Here is a 15,677-nt window from a genome sequence, read left to right on the forward strand (position 1 = left end):
AAAGCGCTCTAGTCTTGTTAGCGTTAGCCAGTTGTAAGCAAGGTGTGATGATGGGGGTGATGGTTGGCTCAGTAGAAACGCTCTGGCGGTATCCTGTGAAATCAATGCTGGGAGAGGAACTGGAGGCTTCAGAGATCACTGAGCAGGGGCTATTGGGCGATCGCGCCTACGCACTGCTAGATGTGCAAAGCGGTAGGGTTGCCAGCGCTAAGAACCCCAAAAAGTGGGCGAAGCTGCTCGAATTTCAGGCAGCGTACACAACAACTCCCGTGCGAGAAGCAATTCCTCCAGTAAACGTATCCCTACCGGATGGTCGTTCTCTAATCAGTGAGGCGATCGAAACTAACAGCATTCTCTCTGGGCTGCTTGGTCGCGAGGTACGGCTACTCTCATCTGCACCAAAAACCGCTAGCCTAGACCAGTATTGGCCTAACGTGGAAGGAACAGCTTACCAGGAAACAATCACAGAACTAGTGCTGCCTCCTAATACGTTCTTTGATTCTTGCTTTGTTCATGCCCTAACGACGGCAACTTTGGCAAAACTTCAGGCACTTTACCCAGACGGACAGTTTGAGCCATGCCGCTTTCGACCTAACATTCTGATTAAACCTGTAGCGGATGAGGCAGCGTTTGTGGAAAATGCCTGGGTTGGTAGTGTACTGGCGATCGGCAATGAAGTACGTCTCAGCATCGATACCGCCTGTCCTCGCTGCGTTGTCACCACGCTGGCTCAATCCGGTTTACCAAACGATCTGCATATCCTACGCGCAACCGCTCAACACAACAACGTCATTGCCGGTATCCGTGCCTCAGTTTTGCAGAACGGCACCATCCGCCGCAACGATTCAATTTGGCTAGAATCACAATAAAAGTGCTGTTACACAGTCCAAACTTAAATACTTCCCACTATTTAAGTCCGATCGCAAAGACGACAAGCTTTTAGAATTGGCATTGAATGGTCAAGCACAGTAGATCATCACTGGTGACAGAGATTTGCTTGTACTGCATCCATTTCGTACTGTGGCGGTAATAACAGTCGATGAATTCTTGAGACAGCATCTATAAGCCCCGATCGCGCTCTAAATCGTGAATGACTTTCTCGTAAATCCACATTAAGGAACGATCAGGATAGGTATCTTGTGCTTGTTCAACCAAGTGTGTTGCCAGCGTTTCATTACCGTTGAGCAACATTACCAGTCGGCGACGTAAGGGTGCAACCTGCCAATCAGTCACATCAGACGACTGCTGGGTTTGTGTCATCACCTGTTCGCCTCGTGCAATCAGTTCATCTACCGTTTGCTGCACTTCGACCTGTAGCGCTGAGACGCTCTCATCCAGATGCTCGATTTTCTCGATCGTATACGCTACTAACCCTGCCCCAAAATAAAGGGTTTTCTGAAACAAATCGTTCAAGCTATCCATAACTGCCGGTTCGCTGAATTGCAACCCTCTTATTCTGCCTTCAACTCATAGCCGCGTCATCCCCTGTAGAGAGACAAAACAGCGCCTTTCGACAGGGGACAGGACGATCGACACTATTTGCCAATCAAGCTAGACAGAAGTTGTTGCCAAAAGGGACGCACATCTGCCCGTATCTGCGGCAGCTTTTTACGAATGTCTTGAATGTTCCATCCAGTCAGACGCGCTAGATTTTGCGCCTGTTGTTCAAACTGCCGGGGAAGCGATCGACGATACTGATACGCTGCCTGACATTTCGGCTCGCCTGTAAAGGCATGACGTAACACATAGCGACCCTGGAAAAGGTTGCGGTTGCCCGTTTCTTGAAAGACCAGATCCTCCGGGAATTTGTCGCGGGTGTAGCGAACGTGCAGGCGAGTAATGAAAACGCTGGATGAGGGAAAGCGACCTGGACGGAATCCGCCTGATGACTGGGGCATTGCATCGCTATCTGGATTGTCAAGCCAAAAGACACCTGCCTGCTTTAGTTCAGCTTGCGACAACGGTTCTGCCGAACAGGGGTCACAGTTTGACATATCCCAGGCATATTCCATAAAGGCAACTTTGCGGTCTTCGCGATCGTATGCCGTCTGAAACATTGCCCTGTAAAAATCGCTAAACTCATTTTTGACAAACACCGGAATCTCCGTTTCAGATGGCACTTTAACCGTGCGATAGTTGGTCACTTCTGTTTGCCCTTGTGGAGACAACACGTAGATTAATAAATCCTGCGCTGCATTCGCATTGATCATCCCCAACCGAATCGGCAACATAAAGCGTGGCGACTCGTAGGCAATTTGGAGTGGACGCAGCGATTGATAGCCCGTTTTGTCGTACTCACTCAGATTGACCTTCGCTACAAAAAACTTCAGCTTTTGCCGAATGTACGGCTTTAGCAGTTGATTTGCGCCTCTCGGAATTTTGTAGCCGTTTTGGGTCAGCCAGGTTTGCAGTCCATCCGATTCCTTTGCGCTTAAAAGCAAAATGTCATACTCGCCCACGGTGTAGCGCGCTTCTACAGTGACCCCCAGTGAGTCTTGGCGTACTCTGTTCGACTCTTGAGCCGCACTTGGTGCTGCTGCAGCGCGAGGTGGCATTGCCCGATCGTACATACCTTGCTCACACGGATCTTCGTCAAAGTACTCTACTAACCGTGGCGCGCTGAAGGCATCCAACCGCTCAATAATTTTGGGGTCAGCCACCTTGATCTGATCCTTCCGCAGCACCACAGGGACAGGCACGACGATCGCAAAATCTTTTACCTCGCCCTGATAGTCATTTGCCATCGTCAGCACAGTACGCTTACCCGCACGCGCGATCGCCACCTGCGATGCCTGGTTATACAACTTAGTATCCGCTTTGGCTACATAAAAGCCGCAAAATGCCCATGCTTCAGGAGCCACTACCAGGCAAACAAGGCAGGTGAGAAACAAAGTAATGAGAATACGAAAGGGTTTCATGATCGTAGTTTTGAGTTGTTGGAAAGGAGTCAAGAGAGTTTTGAGTTCTGCGTTCTAGCTTCTGTGTACGAAGCACTAGCTGATGGTTGATACTGATAGCTGCCCAGGTTTACAAGCTTTAAGTGACAAGTGCCGTCATTTCTCGCTCCTCTGCTTCCCTTGCTTCCCCTGCTCCATCGCTCCAGACAAAGCGATCGCCTGGAAAAACAGCATCAATCAGAATGCTTAACGGTGCCAATGCAAAGAGTGCCCAGAAGACAGCAGTGGAAAGGAACAGGTAATTGCGGAGAAAAAAGGTGAGAAGGGCGATCGCCACTGCCCAAAGTAACCGTCCGATCCGAGCATTGGGAATCGTGCGCGGGTCAGTGATCATAAAAAGGGAAAACATTAGCAACGAGCCACTCATTAAGCGATGTGCCCACACATCCCACGTCCAGCCCAGCAAAACATTGCGTATTGCCTCAAGGACGGCATAGCTACCTAAAAACGCTACCGTCGTATCCCAGCGTCCGACTCGCCGGAGCACCAAACCACCACAGCTCAAAAACAGTAGTGCATACCAACCTTCTTCACCCCACTGCCCTGGCGATACCCAGGCATCTGGTGTCAGCATGAGTGCTGCCACAATGCCAAAGTTGCCAGGATTAAAAATATGTTTGCCTTGCACCCGAATGAGAAACTTGCTGCCGATCGCCGCCACACATGCCAAAACCATCGTGCTGTAGTGATCAGCGCGCACGAGAATGCTCAGTCCCAGCGAGGTGACAAGCGCACTGGGGAGAGAGGAAAGGAAGGAGGGATGAAGGCTGAAGGCTAAAGGATAAAGGCTAAAAGCTTTGAATTTTCCCCACCCCCTACTTTCCCCTCCTTGCTCCACCTCCTGCCCTCCGCCTTCTGCCTCCTGCCTCCTGCCTTTTACCCCCTGACCACTGACCGCTACCATCACCCATTGCGTAAGCACACAGGTTGCGATCGCCACAGCAATCATGCCCGGCTGCAACGTCCAATCGCGTGTGCCCAGCCCAATCATCAAAAAGAGCGCCAGGAAAAGAATTTGATACGTGCGGGCATCATGCCATAACAACATCGGCAGCCTTTGATAAAGAATGTTGGATGGCTGCTATTATGCCTTTACTGAAATGAAAACCTCGAATCGTTACAAATTGAGTAACCACTAAACCTAACCAGCAAGCCCCACTACTGAACCAAAAGCGCCGACCAAACCTTACGCTCTGCACGCAATCTGTCAGAGCAGCCCTGTGTTAGCAACGTCAAGCCTTCTGTCTTGGGTAAACTGTTACGGCTCTCAAGGCAATGCCAACGGACTGTATAAGCCAACGAACCATAAAGAACCCCTTTCTGCCCCTGTTGCAAATGGCTCGGTTTACAAAAGCTTTAAGTAAATCATTAAGTAATTTATGAGGTAGAGGGTTTAAACTGTTTTTCTGCCACCCTCTTTGGGCATATTAGGCACAAGAAACCATTGAGACACTGAACTTATGAGCCATATTCAGGATGTAGAAGCCGCCTTCCTTTTCCAGAAAGGGCTATATCTGAATAAGCAGAAGGACTTTAGCGCGGCGGTTAGTAGCTACGATCGCACGTTGCAGCTTCAGCCCGATTATCCCGATGCCTGGTACAACCGTGGGAACGCCCTATATCATCTGGGACGCTATGAAGCGGCGATTGCTAGCTATGACCAAGCGCTTGAGTATGAACCAGGTTTTCCGGAAGCCTGGAATAACCGGGGTAGTGCCTTGGACGACTTACAACAGTACGAAGCCGCGATCACTAGCTACGACCAGGCAATTAAGTTCAGACCAAACTACTACTGGGCTTGGTACAACCGAGGTATTTCACTTCGTAACCTGGAGCGTTACGACGAAGCCGTACTCAGTTACGATCGTGCGATTGAGTTCAAGCCAGACTACTATTGGGCTTGGTACAATCGCGCACTCGCGCTACGCCGACTCGATCGCATCGACAAAGTAGTTGCTAGCTACGACAAGGCTCTGGAATTCAAACCCGATTTTGAAGAAGCCTGGACTAATCGCGGGAACGCTCTTTATCACCTGGGCTTTCTGGAAGCAGCCATTAAAAGCTATGACAGGGCTTTGACGCTCAAACCCAACAGCCCCTATTCTCTTTACAACAAAGCGTGCTGCTATGCTTTGCAAGGCGACTTCGATCTAGCGTTTGAAAACTTACAGCAGGCACTCGAACTAGACCCGAACGAGTATCGTGAAAGCGCTCGAACCAATTCCGATTTCGACCTTTTGCGCCAAGACGAACGGTTCTCGGCACTACTGAGTAAGCCAGTGTCGTAAAAGGCTGTTACCTAGCCACCAGCCTTTCTCTCTACAGTAGCCTCGTTCTCTATCAAGGACTTTACAGTAGTAAGTTGCTTCTGTGATGCTTGAGCTGAGTGCGAGGCTAACCTATTGGCTTGATAAAAATTAGCAAAGTGGGCTATGGCAGTCGAAGAGAACGTTAGGACTGACACTAACCCTGAAACTTCCTTTGAGCAATAGCTTCTACTCATCTTTCATCCGCATCCTTTTGCTATACATACAGTTTCCTCTTCTTTAGATCGCCTGTACTATGAAGGCATTGAGCAAGAACTGAATGCATGGCAAACCTGCTGCTGATTGAAAGTCCCGGTAAGTCAAAAAAATTAAGTCAGATTTTGGGCGCTGGTTGGATTGTGAGAGCCAGCATGGGTCATGTGCGGGAGCTGGCAAACGATGGTGAGGATGCCCTAGGGTTTGATCTATCCGGCGATCGCATTGAGTGTCGCTATGAACCCCGAGGCGCGAAAGGCAAAAAGGTACTGTCAGACCTGCGCCAAGCTGTGAAACAAGCGGATGCGGTCTACATTGCTACTGACCCCGATCGCGAAGGCGAAACCATCGGTTGGCACTTACAACAGGAATTGAAACTCAAAAACCCGCATCGAGTGGTCTACAGCGAAATTACGTCCCAGGCTGTGAAAGCCGCGATCGCCCATCCTCGAACGCTTGACCAGTCACTCATTGCCGCCGGACGAGCACGGGATTGTCTTGATAAGCTGGTGGGTTACAAGGGCAGCAAGCATATAGTGTGGCGACTTAACCTGGGTGCCAAGTCGATGGGACGGGTGCAAAGCGCCACGCTGCATCTACTCTGTGTGCGAGAAAAAGAAATTCAAGCATTCAAACCCCAGGATTACTGGAGCGTTTGGGTGGAGTATCAGGAAGGGTTTAAAGCGTTCTACCGTGCCAAACTGAATGCCAAGCCAGGTTCTAAGTCAGCAGCCAGCGAAGCGCCCGATGATGCTACAGAAGGGAAGGAAGCTCAGGAATCGGATCGAGTGACCAGTCAGGCGGAAGCTGATCGCTTAGTGGCGATCGCCCGTGCGAATCCTCATCAAGTCGTCACCGTTGAAGGTAAAGTCGCTCAGCAAGCACCACCACCACCGTTCATCACGTCATCTTTGCAACAGGCAGCAGGTGCCAAATTGCGTTTCAGTCCTGACAAAGCGATGAAAGTGGCGCAAGCACTCTACGAAGCGGGTCACATTACCTATATGCGAACGGACTCAGTATCCTTAGCAGAGCCATTTTGTGCTGCTGTGCGTCAATACCTGGAAGCGCATGATCCAACAAATGTACCCAGTAAAACGACGCGGCATCGAGCGGTGAAAGGGGCACAGGAAGCGCATGAGGCGATTCGTCCCACAGATGTGAAGCGGGTGCCCGCGCAACTGCAAGCAAGTGCCGATGAGACGAAGCTGTATGAGTTGATCTGGAATCGAGCGGTTGCTTCCCAGTGTTGCTCTGCCCGTTTACGGAAAACGCGCGTTGTGACAAAATCCGGTGCAGTACAGTGGGAAGCGAACGGACAGGTCGTAGAGTTCCCTGGTTATACCCGCTACTGGAACAACCTGAGCGCCGATAGCCAATTGCCTGCATTGCAACAGGGACAACCGCTGACTCTAAAACAGGCAGCCGCAGACAAAAAACAAACTCAACCGCCGCCTCGCTACACGGAACCTAAGCTGGTGCAGTTGATGGAACGCAAGGGCATTGGACGACCCAGCACCTATGCACCTACCATCAAAACGTTGAAAGAACGGGAGTATGTACAGATTGAGAAAGGCAAACTTCAGCCCACTGCATTGGGAATGGGACTAGATGGAGCGTTAGAAAAACTACTACCAGAGTTGATTCAACCAGAGTTTACGGCACAGATGGAAGCTGCGTTAGATACGATCGCCCACGGAAAGCAGGACTGGCAGGGATATTTGACTGCTTGGCATCGCACCTATTTTGTGCCTGCTTTGGAGAAAGCGGGTCAATTGCTGAAAACCAATAGCGCTCAGGTGGTGAATGTGAATGGAGCGCAAGGCTCTAAAGAAGGCACGACGCAATTGCCCAAGGCAAACCAGCTAAAACCACAGGCAACGGTCACGAAAACTGCTTGTCCTAAGTGTGGCGAGGCAATGAGCAAGATTCCATCAAAATCGAAAAAGCTGAAGGCAAACCATTTTCTCAAGTGTGGTGGAGCAGGCTGTGGCACTGTGATGTTTTGGAATCCCGAGGGAAAACGATATGAAATGCCCTATGCTCAACGCATCCCTGACCCAGAAGCCTTTACCGACGTTCCTTGTCCAGTCTGTGGGGCATTGTTGGAGCGCTACTGCTACACAAAAGAGGGGAAGGAGAAGATGATGTTGCGTTGTTCACTGCTGGAAAATCGACGCGGAAAATGTAAAGAGGTTGCTTTCTTTAAAGGACATGATGGGTTTTGGTCGCCGAAGTTTGGCACGCTGAAGCTGGATTTGGTGAAGTAGGAGGGGGTAGGGTGAAGGGGTGAAAAGTCTGACTCATACAATCAGAAGTGGCTGTAATGTAGATTTTTATTAAAAACTTCCGAGTAACGCTATTGCCTGTTGTAGCGACTTGCTGTAAGTTCCGCAAGCATCCCATCAGGAGTCGTTATTTATGCCCCCCTTTTCTAAATCAGTCACGATCAGCGTTGCCTGCTTATCGTTAGGTGTTACATCTGCCCTCTTGATTCACAGAACTCAGGCTCAAGTACCTCCTACTGGAACCTTTACAGCAACGCAAGCCTGCCCTGCAACGCAAGCCATCAACGGTAAAAATCCTGGCAATATCAAGCTGACCGTCGGCGTTTTGTACGCTGTTGTTGGGTTTAACAACCCGCAGCGTCAGTTTGTTTTGCTGGAGGTGCCCCAGGCTACACCCGATCGACGCTGGGTAAAAGCGACCTGCGGCGATTTTCAAGCATCTGGAGAGGTGAACCCATCGCCTAAGCCATCGCCAACTTTGTCACCGACTCCCAGCCCAACGAGCCAACCCGGTTCATTGCTCCTGCCGTTCTTTGATACAGAAGATAATCCTGTTTCAGTCGATTTTCCAAGCGGTGCTCAGAAGGACATTTCGCCACCACCACCCCAGTTGGAGGAGTTCGATCGAAAGATTCTGGCGCTCTGCGGAGGCAAGTTTGATGCGCCCGTTAGCAATGTTAAGTTCCGTCAGTTGATGACGTTTTACCCGGATGTGGTGCGCGATCTCAAGCAGGTAACAGACGGAGAGCTAAAGCCTAAGCGTCGCTCCGACAGCCAGTTTTTAGATGATTTAACTGCCATTTGGTTTGAGCAAAAGGGCTTTAAGCACATTTTCTGCGGTGAGCAGGACGGCAAGAGCATTGGCGGGCTACATTTTGTTGGTCGGTATCTGGAGTTTCAGCAGAACGGTGTCGCCGGACGCATTCTTCGTACTGGCAATGGTAGAAAGGCAACGCAAGAAGTAGTAGATGGTGAAATCTATACGTTTGGTGTGGCGATCGTGCAAAACGGTCGGGTGATTGCAGACAATCCCATCAAAGGCTATCCCTACACGCTCAATGCCCAAGAAATGCTGCTGGAAGCAACACGCGGGTTTAAGTTGTTTAAGTCTACCTCCAAAGAATCAAAGGGTTGTCTCCTGACGATCGCAATACCTGGCACCAAGCCACATCAAGCCGTATTTGTCAAAAAGGCAGGTGCGATCCGTACGTTTTATCCCGATGCTACGCCCGACACTAACCGCAATGGCTCGTGCGACCAACCCACCCGGTAACAAGCAATGCGAAACAAAAAAACGAATGGCGCGATCGCAGTGCGGGCGATCGCGCCATTTGTTGTCCTGCTAGGTTTTGATCTGGCAGAGTCGAGTTGTGCGGGTGTACTGGGGTTTGCGATCGAGCGTATTGACCGCACCGAAGACGAACGCTACTGGCTCAAAGGCTTTCGTACATTTGAAGAAACTGATCCCAGCTTGCCCCCCGGTAGCCTGGTTTCGTTGTTAGAACATCCCATACAGGCATTTTTATGGGGTGACTTCACTGCCAAACCAGCCCACGACTACACCTACCGCATTGTTGCACTGCGTGGCAAACCCAAAAAGTTGGAGCAAAGCGAGACGGTCGCAGTCAAAATTACGACTGAAGACGAGGCGACGGGCAATCATACCGTCTACTTCAATCGGAGTGTGGCGGGGGCGCAAGCCTATGCTCGCAAGTTCAAAAATCTACCGCCCGATCAGGTGCCTAAAGGTCGTGCCTGGGAGTGGTTGTTTCGTGGGTTAGTCGAAGCACTACTGACCTTTATTCAGCAAGCGAAGGGTAGCCAATACGAACTGCGGGCAGCGTTGTATGAGTTCCACTATCTGCCCGTACTCCAAGCCTTTGGTGCCGCACAAAAAACGGGAGCCACTGTCAAAATTATCTTTGATGCCAAGCCGAATGGGCAGAATTACCCCAAACAGGCAAACCCGGCAGCGATCGCCAACGCCAACATCGAAGCCCTCACCCTTCCTCGCCAAGCTAACCCCAGCTACATTGCCCACAACAAGTTCATTGTCTTGCTTAAAGACGGCAAACCCCTTCAAGTCTGGACAGGTTCTACCAACATCACCGATGGAGGCATTTCTGGGCACTCTAATGTCGGACTGTCGTGCGCGATCCCGCTGTTGCTGCCTGCTATCTCGACTACTGGGAGGCGTTGAGCCAAGATCCGCTGCCAAGTTGCGTCCCTGGACTGAGCAGCAAACGCCTGTACCAAAGGACTTACCACTCAACGCAACAACGCCGATCTTCAGCCCTCGTCGGTCGCTGGCAGCACTGGAATGGTACGTCGATCGCATGGAAGCAACGCATACGGCTGTTTTTCTCACTGCTGCCTTTGGCGTCAATGATTTATTGGCAACAGTGCTGTCAGCAGACAAAGATTATCTGCGCTATGTCTTACTCGAAAAAGAAGGTGGCAACATTGAAACCCTGCGCCGTGATCCCGATACTCGCATTGCCGTTGGTGCGGTGAAAAAAGGCGATACATTTGATCGCTTTCTACAAGAAAAGACCACTAACCTCAACACCCACGTCCGCTACATCCGCACAAAATATATCCTGATCGATCCCCTCAGCGATGACCCGCTTGTGATTACAGGTTCCGCCAACTTTAGCGATGCCTTAACTAAAAACAATGACGAAAATATGCTGGTGATTCGGGGCGATCGACGTGTTGCCGATATCTACCTGGGCGAATTCGTGCGGCTGTTCAACCATTACTACTCTCGCTATGTAACCACTATGCAAGCAATAGAGCAGCCAAAGGAAGCTAAAGCCATGTACCTCAAGCCTGATGATTCCTGGCTCACAGGCTATTACGAACCCGGTTCACCGAAACAAAAAGAACGTCTGTATTTCGTAAGTTGAGATGGTCTAGAAAAGTAGAGACGTGCCATGGAACGCTTCTACAAAAGCAACTGGCTGCAAGTTTGCTACGCTGATAGGCATTGGCAGTAAAACAGGTGTTAGTCATGGCTTCGGCTCAAGTGTTTTCAGCTCAAGACCCAGCGACCGCACTGCCAGATCCAGATGTGCTGCTTCCGCCTTGCGATTTATACAGTGATGAGCCACAGTTGGAAACCGACCTTCACTTTCAGCAAATCGTACTGTTTTTAGACTGCCTTAACTGGCTGTGGCGCGATCGCACTGATTTTTACGCCAGTGCTAACAGCACCATTTACTTTAGCGAGAAGCAACTCCGCAGCCGTGATTTTCGTGGACCCGATTTTTTTGTCGTTTTGGGCGTAGAACGCAGACCCCGCAAAAGCTGGGTTGTCTGGGCAGAAGATGGCAAAACACCCAACGTGATTATTGAAGTGCTGTCGGACAGCACCGCAACGATCGATAGAGGCTTAAAGAAACAGCTTTACCAGGATGTGCTTAAAGTTTACGACTACTTCTGGTTTGATCCCGACAGCCTCGAATTTGCAGGCTTTGCTCTTGTGAACGGTCAATACCAGCCGCTTCAGCCTAATGCTCAGGGTCAGCTTTGGAGCCAGCAGCTACAGTTGTTTTTGGGTCTTTATGAGAATAAACTACGCTACTTTACGCCTGAAGGTGAGCTAGTTCCTTCTCCTACTGAAGCTGCCTTAGTATTACAGCAACGTGCCGATCGCCTAGCTGCCAAACTGCGCGAACTCAATGTCGATCCAGAGAGTTTCTAAGGACATTGCGGTGGACATTGCGATCGCCTCTCGTCTTAGCCTTCATCCCTTATCCCTCTTCCCTATGTCTGATCCCTACTCTCAAGCAAACCGTGAATGGTGGGCACAGCGCTGGATTGATGTGCTGGAGTCCTTCGGCTGGGTACGGCGCTTAGCACGGGCACGCACCTACGCTCGTGAAGGTAACGTCCTCAGCATCGACTTTAAGGGATCAAAAGTAGCTGCTAGAGTCCAGGGCACAGCACCCGATCCCTACAAGGTCTCTCTGTCACTCGATCCCTTTGAGGATGATCAATGGGGGTATGTCATTGAGTCGATGGCACAACGAGCAATTTTTTCTGCCAAATTGCTGGCAGGAGAAATGCCGCAAAACATTGAGGAAGTGTTTACAGCTAATGGGTTGAGCCTGTTTCCGTTCACCAAATTTGATATTCATAGCAAATGCTCCTGCCCCGATCCGGCTAACCCGTGTAAGCACATTGGGGCTGTGTATTACTTACTGGGCGATCGCTTTAGCGAAGATCCGTTCGTCTTATTTCAGCTACGCGGTCGTAATAAAGAGCAAATTATTGAAGCATTACGGCAAATTCGGAGTGCAGGCAGTACTGCTAATGGAATTGCAGAAACATCTGAAGACTCACCAGATAGCAGCATAGCAGAGCCAACAACGGCGCTGGGTGTACCCTTGGCGATGGAGCAGTTCTGGCATTACACAGAGCAGCTAGAGTCATCATTGGTTGTCATTGCGCCACCACCAACGAGCGAGACAGTGTTGGATGTGTTGGGTCCCATACCGTTCAAAGCGGAAGTGGCTTCAGAAGGTGCGATCGCACCATCAGAGGCACCAGCAGCAATGGACTATTTGAAAACTGTGTATCAGGCAGCAAGTCAGCAGGCAATTCTAGCAGCGATGGATACAGAAGGAACAGTGTAAAGATCAGGTACGAGTCAGTGTTGAATCTGTAGGAATGCAGAGCAAGTTATCTCCTTGCGTACTGATCATGCCGCGTTGGCGAAGTTTGCCCATTAGACGAGTGACAGTGACGCGGGTTGAGCCGATCGCGCTACCAATCTGAGCATGAGTTAACGGAAATGGCAAGCAGTAACCTTGTTCGCTCGGTTCACCATATTCTTCAATTAACAAGGTCAGAAAACCAAGCAGGCGGTCGATTGTGCGACGCTGCCCCAATGTACTGAGCCAGAGGAGCTTACGTTGATGCTGATAGCGAAACGCATCCAGCACTTCACGACGAAAGTGGGGCCAGTTATCTAGATCATGCCAGTACATCCACAGCACTGATGTCTGGTCAACATGGGCATAGCTTTGCAGCGTAAACGGTGACTGAGCGACGATTTCAAAGGGTTGTCCTGCTCCAACAAAGCCCAAAAAAGCTTCTTCTGGACTAATCCGCGGCAGGCGTGAGGCATTGTTGCCGGTAGCATTCACCTGAGCGCTACCAACCAACCGTACTGCGCCCCGCTGCACTAAGTAGACAAGTCCGGGCCTAGTTGGCAGCTTCTCATCTTTGGCAAAGGTGCGAATGCGGTAATGCTCTTGAGACCAATCAATGATCCGTTGCCAGGTAAGAAACGGACGCGCTGCCTCAGAATTAGATGTTAGTGAGTACATAGGCTATGGAGGCTGTGGGACTTTCTAGGGGCAGTAGGAAAGATGTAAGATTCATTCCTACGACCAGGACACTAGACTCTACGACTAAAGCCGAGTTCAGGGCATTGCAACAAAAAGGTATCATCAATCTACCTTCACGTTTCACTTACAAGTCTATGTCAACACAGTAGTTCTATTAGTTAAACTAATAGTGCTACATCCGATACAGATGGAAGGTAGCGATCGCGGATACTGCTCAGGATTCTTAAACAAAACGTCTGCGGAATCTATCCCTACTGTGTTTGTCAAAGCATATTTGTCTCAGACCGGAAGCAGCGTAATAAATGACACGAAGTAACGGTTAAGCGAGAGACACTTAGCACAAGATTGCGTTAGCTTCTTGCTATGTTATCACTGTTACGAATGAGACTGCGCCAGGCGGTCGCTCGATACCTTCGCGATCGCCAAAGTGATATGGCAACAACGATCGTGGATCGCGTCACAACAGAGCAGGAAGAGCGATCAAACCTTGATCAAATTCTACGAGCGATACCGTTTAAGCGTGCCAGCAAAGCAATACCGTTTATTTATGTCTGTGCGATCGCCCATCGTTTGGCTACTCCGTCTCAGCCCGCAGCACTGATTGCTGCCCAGCTAGTTGATGCGTTGTTGCAGCCGCTTCACATACCGGAGGAAGACTCTTTATCAGGCATTGTGGTGCAACCTACCGCTACAGGCTTGCTGCAATTTGAGCTAAGTGATCGAGCGATCGCGTCGTGGCTTGACCGTCTCCTTACTAAAGCGCTGCCCCAACAGCCATGTATGCCTTTTACTTCAGTAGAGCGGCAAATGTTGCTACCAACAACGGCAATCTTTGAAGTGCAATATGCTCATGCCCGTTGTTGCTCACTCTTGCGGCTTGCTCACAGTGAGGGCTTAATCACGCTGGACAGGCTTGACGTAGCTCCACTCGCCTGGCGCGTTGTGAACCCACCGTCTGTACCTTGGTTGACCTCTACTGCCCAACTTTGCCTGAACCATCCTGTCGATCGTAGGCTGCTTGGCTATTTAGTGGAGGCACTGGATTGCTTGTCTAATGAATCGCCGCATCGTGTGCAGCAAAGCTTGCGATCAGCGCAGGCGATCGCGCAAGCCATGCAGGCATTCCATCGTGTGCATCCACTATGGCGTAAAACTGGAACAGAGCTAAACTTGGTGGTGTCACAGCTAGGCTTACTGCTGGCAACTCAACGCATTCTGTATGCACTCTTGGCAGACGGGCTAGGTCTTCCCCCTGTAGTGGAGCTTTAAACGCAGACTGGGTGCAGGTCATCAGAAATTTTTGATACTGAGCAAATTTGACATAGGTTTTTCTGATTACTTTTTTGATAGACAAACCTGTTGCAGTCAGCTATATTCTTGAGTGTGTGAGGAGCGAACCAGCAAGAGCACCGAGACGAAACACGGCAAGTCGTCGGTGCTCTTTCTGATTTTAAAGCTAGTTAGTTTTGAATGCGATCCTTAGCTATCAGCGTCCAACCACCAATATTTAGAGCTTGCATGATCGCCCCAGCAGCACATTGAAGGTTATTACCCGGCATTTCCTTAGAGTAGAAATTCCTCAATAGCCGCAGCAGAGCCATCCTTCTCAACATCAGGGGCAACCCAGTTCGCTAAGGCTTTTACGGCATCTGGCGCATTACCCATGGCGACGCCAATGCCAGCATATTCAATCATCTCCACATCATTGAAATTGTCGCCGATCGCCATCACATTTTCTGCCTTCAGCCCTAAATACTCTTCTGCAAGGTAGCGAACCGCCGTACCTTTGCTGACCAACGGGTTAGTTGCTTCAAAGAACGTTGCTACAGATTTTGTTAGATAGAGTTCGGCGGGTGTGTAGCGGCTTTGCAAACTGCCCAACAGAGTAGTAATTAAAGCTGTGTCGTCGCTTAGCGCCAAAACTTTTGTTGGCTCGGCTGTCAGTGCTGTGCGTAAATCACCAACAGGAATTGGCTGTACGCCAGATCGTTTGGCATACTCCTTTGTCTCTGAGGTAAGTTCGCGCACGTAGAGTTGGTCGTTGATGTAGAAATGTACTGAAAGCAACGATCGTAATTCTGGCTGCTCAAAGTAATCCAAAAGCTGTAGCACCAGTGACTTCGGCACTGTCCAGTGACGATGGATCGTTTGCGTTGCTGGCTCTTGAATCCATGCGCCTTGATATGCCATCAGCGGCAGAGTCGAACCAACTGCTTCATAGAAGCGTAGCGCCGCGCAATACATACGTCCTGTGGCGATCGCCACTTTGATCCCCTTTGCCTGTGCTGCCCGGATTGCTTGTATCACGGGCTGACGAATCTCGTTTTCAACACCCGCGATCGTGCCATCAATATCCAGCACAAGAAGTTTGATGTCTGCGGGGAGCGATCGATTTTGCATGAAGGGGCGGGAGGGGTAAAGAGGTGAAGGAGTAAAAAGTTCTTTTAGCCTTCTGCCTCAGTTAGTAAGTTTTTCCAGCGTTAACCTGTTAGTTTTCGTTCATTACCAGATTAACCGCTGATAATGTGAAAGCAAATCTCATAGTAGCTTGTA

The 15,677-nt window shown here is 50.1% G+C and carries 14 protein-coding genes and 1 pseudogene; 10 read left to right on the top strand and 5 right to left on the bottom strand.

All coding sequences use genetic code 11. The features are described from left to right. Positions 1-47 precede the first annotated feature (47 nt). On the top strand, positions 48-869 hold the full coding sequence (locus tag H6F76_RS13535) for an MOSC N-terminal beta barrel domain-containing protein (protein ID WP_190508854.1): 822 nt from the start codon (positions 48-50) through the stop codon (positions 867-869). 49 nt (positions 870-918) lie between these two features. Then, positions 919-1,065, top strand: a pseudogene (locus tag H6F76_RS31480) (putative toxin-antitoxin system toxin component, PIN family); the annotation flags it as partial. Here the strand turns inward: H6F76_RS31480 and H6F76_RS13540 are convergent. The 3 genes from H6F76_RS13540 to H6F76_RS13550 all read right to left on the bottom strand — a co-directional run bounded on the left by H6F76_RS13540 (position 1,060) and on the right by H6F76_RS13550 (position 4,002). Continuing rightward, positions 1,060-1,422 (bottom strand): hypothetical protein, encoded by a 363-nt coding sequence (locus tag H6F76_RS13540; protein WP_190452101.1) that lies wholly within the window; start codon positions 1,420-1,422, stop codon positions 1,060-1,062. The pseudogene H6F76_RS31480 and the gene H6F76_RS13540 overlap by 6 nt on opposite strands. 113 nt (positions 1,423-1,535) lie before the next feature. Beyond that, on the bottom strand, positions 1,536-2,918 hold the full coding sequence (locus tag H6F76_RS13545; protein WP_190508855.1) for a DUF2330 domain-containing protein: 1,383 nt from the start codon (positions 2,916-2,918) through the stop codon (positions 1,536-1,538). Between the two features lie 118 nt (positions 2,919-3,036). Then, positions 3,037-4,002 carry an RnfABCDGE type electron transport complex subunit D gene (locus tag H6F76_RS13550; RefSeq protein ID WP_347276023.1) on the bottom strand — a complete coding sequence of 322 codons (966 nt, stop codon included), beginning with the start codon at positions 4,000-4,002 and terminating at the stop codon, positions 3,037-3,039. Positions 4,003-4,417: 415 nt separating this feature from the next. Here H6F76_RS13550 and H6F76_RS13555 point away from each other — a divergent pair, with 415 nt between their 5' ends. The 7 genes from H6F76_RS13555 (at position 4,418) to H6F76_RS13585 (ending at position 12,407) form a co-directional block, all read left to right on the top strand. Then, complete coding sequence (locus H6F76_RS13555; RefSeq protein WP_190508859.1) at positions 4,418-5,245, top strand: tetratricopeptide repeat protein; 828 nt, start codon at positions 4,418-4,420, stop codon at positions 5,243-5,245. A gap of 302 nt (positions 5,246-5,547) precedes the next feature. Then, positions 5,548-7,749, top strand: a complete 2,202-nt coding sequence (gene topA, locus H6F76_RS13560; protein WP_190508861.1) for a type I DNA topoisomerase — start codon at positions 5,548-5,550, stop codon at positions 7,747-7,749. A gap of 151 nt (positions 7,750-7,900) precedes the next feature. After that, positions 7,901-9,040: an EndoU domain-containing protein gene (locus H6F76_RS13565; protein ID WP_190508863.1), complete on the top strand. Its 1,140-nt coding sequence runs from the start codon at positions 7,901-7,903 to the stop codon at positions 9,038-9,040. Between the two features lie 6 nt (positions 9,041-9,046). Then, a complete protein-coding gene (locus H6F76_RS13570; RefSeq protein ID WP_190508865.1) occupies positions 9,047-9,967 on the top strand; it encodes a phospholipase D-like domain-containing protein in 921 nt (306 codons plus the stop codon). Positions 9,968-9,986: 19 nt separating this feature from the next. Then, the gene (locus tag H6F76_RS13575; protein ID WP_190508866.1) at positions 9,987-10,676 is read left to right on the top strand and encodes a hypothetical protein; all 690 of its coding nucleotides are present in this window, start codon (positions 9,987-9,989) and stop codon (positions 10,674-10,676) included. 104 nt (positions 10,677-10,780) lie between these two features. Further along, the gene (locus tag H6F76_RS13580; protein ID WP_190508868.1) at positions 10,781-11,473 is read left to right on the top strand and encodes a Uma2 family endonuclease; all 693 of its coding nucleotides are present in this window, start codon (positions 10,781-10,783) and stop codon (positions 11,471-11,473) included. A gap of 64 nt (positions 11,474-11,537) precedes the next feature. Continuing rightward, positions 11,538-12,407, top strand: coding sequence for an SWIM zinc finger family protein (locus tag H6F76_RS13585; protein ID WP_190509038.1), 870 nt, complete (start codon positions 11,538-11,540; stop codon positions 12,405-12,407). 3 nt (positions 12,408-12,410) lie between these two features. Here the strand turns inward: H6F76_RS13585 and H6F76_RS13590 are convergent, their stop codons facing one another. Then, complete coding sequence (locus tag H6F76_RS13590) at positions 12,411-13,103, bottom strand: Crp/Fnr family transcriptional regulator (protein ID WP_190452118.1); 693 nt, start codon at positions 13,101-13,103, stop codon at positions 12,411-12,413. Between the two features lie 402 nt (positions 13,104-13,505). Here H6F76_RS13590 and H6F76_RS13595 point away from each other — a divergent pair, with 402 nt between their 5' ends. Continuing rightward, a complete protein-coding gene (locus H6F76_RS13595) occupies positions 13,506-14,393 on the top strand; it encodes a hypothetical protein (RefSeq protein WP_190508870.1) in 888 nt (295 codons plus the stop codon). Between the two features lie 294 nt (positions 14,394-14,687). Here the strand turns inward: H6F76_RS13595 and H6F76_RS13600 are convergent, their stop codons facing one another. Beyond that, a complete protein-coding gene (locus tag H6F76_RS13600; protein WP_190452121.1) occupies positions 14,688-15,524 on the bottom strand; it encodes a Cof-type HAD-IIB family hydrolase in 837 nt (278 codons plus the stop codon). Positions 15,525-15,677 lie beyond the last annotated feature (153 nt).

The sequence above is a fragment of the Leptolyngbya sp. FACHB-321 genome, assembly GCF_014695975.1.
Classification (GTDB): domain Bacteria; phylum Cyanobacteriota; class Cyanobacteriia; order Leptolyngbyales; family Leptolyngbyaceae; genus Stenomitos.

Excerpts from the sequence above, each read along its gene's own strand:
- H6F76_RS13540 (WP_190452101.1), bottom strand. The coding sequence starts at position 1,422 with ATGGATAGCTTGAACGATTTGTTTCAGAAAACCCTTTATTTTGGGGCA.
- H6F76_RS13595 (WP_190508870.1), top strand. The coding sequence starts at position 13,506 with ATGAGACTGCGCCAGGCGGTCGCTCGATACCTTCGCGATCGCCAAAGT.
- topA (WP_190508861.1), top strand. The coding sequence starts at position 5,548 with ATGGCAAACCTGCTGCTGATTGAAAGTCCCGGTAAGTCAAAAAAATTA.
- H6F76_RS13570 (WP_190508865.1), top strand. The coding sequence starts at position 9,047 with ATGCGAAACAAAAAAACGAATGGCGCGATCGCAGTGCGGGCGATCGCG.
- H6F76_RS13585 (WP_190509038.1), top strand. The coding sequence starts at position 11,538 with ATGTCTGATCCCTACTCTCAAGCAAACCGTGAATGGTGGGCACAGCGC.
- H6F76_RS13590 (WP_190452118.1), bottom strand. The coding sequence starts at position 13,103 with ATGTACTCACTAACATCTAATTCTGAGGCAGCGCGTCCGTTTCTTACC.
- H6F76_RS13555 (WP_190508859.1), top strand. The coding sequence starts at position 4,418 with ATGAGCCATATTCAGGATGTAGAAGCCGCCTTCCTTTTCCAGAAAGGG.
- H6F76_RS13565 (WP_190508863.1), top strand. The coding sequence starts at position 7,901 with ATGCCCCCCTTTTCTAAATCAGTCACGATCAGCGTTGCCTGCTTATCG.
- H6F76_RS13535 (WP_190508854.1), top strand. The coding sequence starts at position 48 with ATGATGGGGGTGATGGTTGGCTCAGTAGAAACGCTCTGGCGGTATCCT.
- H6F76_RS13600 (WP_190452121.1), bottom strand. The coding sequence starts at position 15,524 with ATGCAAAATCGATCGCTCCCCGCAGACATCAAACTTCTTGTGCTGGAT.
- H6F76_RS13580 (WP_190508868.1), top strand. The coding sequence starts at position 10,781 with ATGGCTTCGGCTCAAGTGTTTTCAGCTCAAGACCCAGCGACCGCACTG.
- H6F76_RS13545 (WP_190508855.1), bottom strand. The coding sequence starts at position 2,918 with ATGAAACCCTTTCGTATTCTCATTACTTTGTTTCTCACCTGCCTTGTT.